The 3,400-nt window shown below is 44.8% G+C and carries 3 protein-coding genes; all 3 read right to left on the bottom strand.

Annotated features, from left to right (window positions below):
• Nucleotides 1-42: 42 nt before the first annotated feature.
• Entirely contained in the window at nt 43-1,380 is a 1,338-nt protein-coding gene (locus tag LC574_RS32180; RefSeq protein WP_229457661.1) for a hypothetical protein, read from the bottom strand.
• Nucleotides 1,381-1,456: 76 nt separating this feature from the next.
• Complete coding sequence (locus tag LC574_RS38345) at nt 1,457-1,579, bottom strand: hypothetical protein (protein WP_267871744.1); 123 nt, start codon at nt 1,577-1,579, stop codon at nt 1,457-1,459.
• Nucleotides 1,580-2,190: 611 nt separating this feature from the next.
• Nucleotides 2,191-3,180, bottom strand: a complete 990-nt coding sequence (argC, locus tag LC574_RS32175) for an N-acetyl-gamma-glutamyl-phosphate reductase (protein ID WP_229457662.1) — start codon at nt 3,178-3,180, stop codon at nt 2,191-2,193.
• Between the last annotated feature and the right edge of the window lie 220 nt (nt 3,181-3,400).

The raw sequence follows: 3,400 nt of genomic DNA, 5'->3' as shown, positions 1-3,400 counted from the left end.
AACAGACCCAATCCGATCTCTTTTGTTCGCAAGCGGCCGATTTCATAAGTAAATCGCCTTGCTGTTTACTGCCATTGCCATTGCCGCAATATCAGATGTCTGAATATTGTCGGTGTATATGATGTTCGGATAGCACTGATCGTTGCAAACGGGCAAGAGCATACTGTACAGCAGTGGGTTGGCTTGGTTGGCCAAATCCAAAATACTGGAAGCGGTTCCAAGGCTACAGGTTGCAGCCTCTGTATTGTCCTGAGTGAGCGTCCATGACAGCAAGAAATAGGGCGAGTTCGGATTGGGTCTGTTAGACTTCATCTTTGCCAACTGATCGGCTGTCATCTGGTTGGGAACATTTGTGTCGGAGTACTGGTTGAACACGGAAAAATTACTAGCCCAGTAAAAGCCTTGATTCGCATAATTCCCCAGGCTTATGCCGCTGCTGGAAGGATCCACAACTACAATCACTGCTGCTCGATTACCACTGATAAAATCATTGAGTGTAAGAGTAGTCAGATCAATAGTTGTGGGGTTGTGAGCAATGAAACGGTTGTTGATGCCCAACAAAAGCGAAAGCAAAGCATTCCACTCTTCCTGGGTGAACGGTGCGTAAGAATCGTTACCCAAATCTGTGTTGAGGTCGTGTGACAGATACAGGATCACCAACTCTTTATTGCTGGCGGTGTAAGTATTGATATCGTTAATGATGGACTGGATGGATTGTCCGTTGGCACCTTGCCAAGAAGAACTGATCTGGCCATAATGACCAGTGTAGTACTGTCCGCCGCTGATAACTGGCCTAATATCAAAATACCGGGCGCCACTCTGCAATTGCCCCTGAATGCCACTAGTTTGGGTGATTGTGTTGCAATTAGTTGCAAAAGTAGTGCCAGATGTATAGTTGCTCATCCCGGAATCATGGGACCCTGGTATGCACAACTGCCGCAAGCTCCTGCTTCCTAAAATATTGAGATTATTTTGCATCCAAGAGGTCGGCAGATTACTTGAGGTGAAGTTGTTAACCTCCCCCGATAGGATGAAATTGACGTAGCCATTCCAGTTCCACCCCAGGTTGATGGTGCTGCCTTGAGGATTTCCGAGCGTTGCTAGATTTGTAAACGCAATTTTGAGGTCGAATCCATTGCCGGCCGATGCTTGCACCTGAAAATTCAAACCAGTTCCATTCAGTGTGTACGTTACCTCCCCCGCATCGTCACTTTGCGTATCGAAAACACCCTGATCCCACTCCACATAAACGGTGGTACTGCTCCCAGCAGGGATAGTGGCCGGGAAAGTCCAGGAATTCATTTGATATGAATGCTGGTATGTATTTTCCCAATCGTATTTCGTTCCGTTTACCAACGTGATATTGCCGCCTTGTCCCATGATTTTATCCTTATTTCCTTATCTCTACCATTTGTTGGTGTGCAAGGGCAAAGCACTCTCATAAACTGCTATTGCCTCAGCCTCCTGTGCGATTAACTGCAAGATTTTCCCCAATCTCAACCGCACACCAATCAATTAATTGGAGCTGGCGCTCAATGACTTGGCGATACTCTTCAACCATCTGCTCAATGCGACCCATTGCGAGGATGTCTGATTAGAAAATTCAAATATTAACTTGGGGCAGTTGTGTGTATTTCAACAGAGTTGTCAGCACCACCAGCCTTAGTAAGCCAGTTTAAATCTAGCAACTTGCTTGCTAGAACAGTATTTTTACTGAAATTAAGTAATTTTATATTTTTTTATAAACGTCAATTTACTCATTCAAATTATCAAAAATTTACGGAGGTCTGTGCGGAGTCATTACGCCTTGACGGACTAACAGAAAATCGAAGTTTTTCAACCAGCGCAGGCAAAGAGAAGTCTGTAGACGCTTCTGCGGCTACTGAGCGAGTTCTCCGTTCGTCGCGCAGCATCTGGTAGGGAAGGAGTCCTGCAGGGTGCGTCGGCTTGCAGCGATGGCTTCTCTACAAGAGGCTTTGCCAACGCCAACGTGTTCTCTACGAGACGCTGTACGTAGCTTGCTTAGACAGGAGTACGACGAACAGAACTTCGGGGTTTTGTCTGTGTAGCCGCAACTTCTAATCGCCCAAGCGAATCACAAATTAGACTTTGCAAACATCCTTAAGAAGTCGGAAATCTGAGCTTTTCAATTTTCATAAATAAATAAAATAGGATTGCTATGGCTCAATATTACAATCCCAACTCTTCTGGAAAGCCTAGCATGATGTTTAGGTTTTGGATTGCGGCTCCCGATGCGCCTTTGCCCAAGTTGTCGAGACGAGCAACTAGCAATGCTTCTTTGGTGGTGTCATTGGCGAATACAAATACCTGAACAATATTAGTGCCGTTGATTGCGTAGGCGTAGCCCGTCGTAGACATCGCATCCAGAAATATTCCGTCTCGCAGTAGTGTAGAATCTTGGTATGGAGCAACCTGCACAAATTTTTCACTTTGGTAGTAATTAACAATTACTTGATGAATAACCTCACCTGATGGTGGATTATCCAAAGTCCCTAACGGCAAAGGCACTTGAACCAGCATTCCTTGCTCAAAATCCCCTACTGCTGGTACGAATAGCGGCGGCGATGCTAACTCTGAGTAATGATGCATTTCTTTGACGTGCTTATGTCCAAACTGCAAACCGTAGATACCATAAGGATAAAGTGACTCTCCTCCAGCTTCCTGTTCGTGGAAGTTATGGTTTTGTTTGATCAGATTCTTTCCGCCACCAGAGTAACCTGACACTGCGTTAACGGTGATGGGAAAATTACTCTTTAAAATTCCCTTGGCAATCAACGGACGGATACAGGCTAAAAATCCTGTGGGATAACAGCCTGGATTGCTGACATACTGGGCGCTGGCGATTTTCTCTCGCTGTCCTGGATTTAGTTCAGGAAAACCATATACCCAATTATTAGCTGTGCGATGGGCACTACTAGCATCAAGGATCTTAACCGTACTACTACTTACTAAGCTAACAGCTTCGCGGGCTGCATCATCAGGTAGGCAGAGAATAACAACATCGACGGCATTAATTAGTTTAGCTCGCTCAGTTGCATCTCTACGTTTAGATGCCTCAATGCTAACTAACTCGATGTCATCCCGTTGATTGAGGCGTGAGTAAATCTCTAAGCCTGTGGTTCCCGATTCGCCATCAATGAAAATTTTAGGTTTAGTAATCATGCGTCCAGCATCCTGACCTGTGAGTAATATTATTTTGACCGATTAATACTTACTTTACTTCTGGTAAATGAATTATATTAAGTTAGGACTTACGCACTGTACAAATTCATCGTGATGTGCATTAACGATGCTCCCGGAAGTTTTCAGGCTTTTCTTATATTATCGTGCGATCGTCAATAGACCATGCTGTAGGGGCTAAACTTTGCTCATTGGTGTC

The organism is Nostoc sp. CHAB 5715, from assembly GCF_020829685.1.
GTDB lineage: Bacteria > Cyanobacteriota > Cyanobacteriia > Cyanobacteriales > Nostocaceae > Nostoc.
Note: the sequence above shows the minus strand (reverse complement) of the source record. Positions and strands in the feature narration are given on the sequence as shown.

Bases quoted from the DNA above. Each gene is read 5' to 3' on its own strand.
- LC574_RS32180 (WP_229457661.1), bottom strand. From the start codon at position 1,380: ATGGGACAAGGCGGCAATATCACGTTGGTAAACGGAACGAAATACGAT.
- LC574_RS38345 (WP_267871744.1), bottom strand. From the start codon at position 1,579: ATGGGTCGCATTGAGCAGATGGTTGAAGAGTATCGCCAAGTCATTGAG.